1 protein-coding gene is annotated in these 1,691 nt (G+C 75.9%); it reads right to left on the bottom strand.

The features are described from left to right. On the bottom strand, positions 1–1,691 hold a 1,691-nt coding region (locus C665_RS19480; RefSeq protein ID WP_004329179.1), incomplete at both ends, for a YhdP family phospholipid transporter.

Raw genomic sequence — 1,691 nt, 5'->3', positions numbered from 1 at the left:
CCATCGCCGGCCACGGCAGCCTCCTCCGCGCCCGCGGCGGGAAGGGGCGCGGCGCGCTCCAGCACGGCGCGCCAGGCGTCGAGGTCGAGGCGATCGAGCACCGCGGCGACACGCACGCCCGCCTCGGAACCCGGCGGCGCGTCTGCGCTCGCACGCCCGAGCGCAACGCCGCCGCGCACCACCCCGCCGGCGGAGCGCAGCAGCTCCGCGCGCAGGCGGTCGTCGATCGCGAGGGTGATGCGCGCATCCTGGCTGCCGGCCGGACGCTCGAAAGCCAGCCTCGCCGGCCAGCCCTCGGCGGCCGATTTGCCGAACGGCGGCGGCAGGCTGCAGGCGAAACCGGCAAGGTCGGAGGCGATCTCGACCCGCGTGCCGCGCCGGCCGACGCGGATGTCCGCGGACCACTCCGCGGTGCCGGCGAGTTCGTCGAGCAGCGGGACCTCCCAGGCCGCCGCCAGCGCCGCGGCGTCCGCCCGCCCGGCGGCGCGGAAGCGCACCGTGCCGTCCTCGCCGGTCTGCGCGGAGAGGCGCAATGGATTGCCGAACAGGCGCGCCTGCGCCTCCGGGATGCTCAGGGTGTCCGCGGTGAAGCGCAGCCGCCCGCGCGCCGCCTCGAGCGGCGGCAAGGCCTCCAGCAGCGCGATGCGGTTGTCGGCGAAGCGGTATTCGCCCTGCACGCGGGAGTCGATCGTCGCGCGCAGCGGCATCACCAGCTCGAGTTCCAGTTCGCCCCGCCCCTCGGCCACCATGCCGTCGGTGAAGCCGTCGATGCGGCGCGACACCGGGCTCGCCGAGACGAAGCGCAGGAACTCGGCGGTCGGACCGCGCGCACGACCGGTGATGGTCATGATCTCGCTCGGAAGTTGGTCGAGGTCGGGCACCTCCGCCACCACGTCCACCAGATCCACCCCGAAGATGCGCCCGCGCGGCACGAGGATGCGCAGACCCGGGCCCTCGAAGCGCACCTCGCCGTCGATGCCCTCGATGCCCGGCCAGCCGGGGGCGTAGTCGAGCGCGGCGTCGGCAACCTGAACGCTCACCAGGAAGCGGCCCTGGCCGGCACGGAAGGGGAAGTCGTCGAGCGCGCCCCGCAATTCCAGCCGCGCCTCGGGCACCTTCGCGGAGCGGATCCCGCGGCGCAGCCAGTCGCGCGTGTCGTCGTTGACCGCCCTGGGCACGTAGCGCCACACCGCGGTCGACTCGGCGCGGGTCAGGCGCGCCTGCAGATCGATCTCGCCCGCCCCCGTCGTCGCCGGCCAGTAACGGCCCGCGGCGGTGCCGGCCGCGTCGGCGTTCTCGAACGCGGCCTCGTCGAGCACGATCGCCAGCCGGCCCTCCGCGCGCTGCCAGCCGCCCTGCGCCTGCAGGCGCGAGAAGTCCAGCGGACCGGGATCGAAGACCGCCGGCAGGTCGATCCGCATGTCCGCCGCGGCAAGCCGGAAGCGCCCGCGCTGCCGGTCGCCGTCCACACTGCCGGAGAGCCCGGTGACGCCGGGCAGACCGTCTTGCGCCGCCAGCCCGAGCCCGGCGAAGCTTGCCGTCAGCGCCCAGTGCTCGGGCGCGGCGGGCTCCCCCTTCCAGGCGAGGCGCAGGCCCTCGACCCGACCGCGCGGCGCAAGCGCCGCCAGGCGCGAGCGCAGCCCGGCATCGAGCGGCAGGTGGGCGGCGAGCGCGACGAGCGTGGCCAGTTC

Source organism: Thauera aminoaromatica S2 (assembly GCF_000310185.1).
GTDB lineage: Bacteria > Pseudomonadota > Gammaproteobacteria > Burkholderiales > Rhodocyclaceae > Thauera > Thauera aminoaromatica.
Note: the sequence above shows the minus strand (reverse complement) of the source record. Positions and strands in the feature narration are given on the sequence as shown.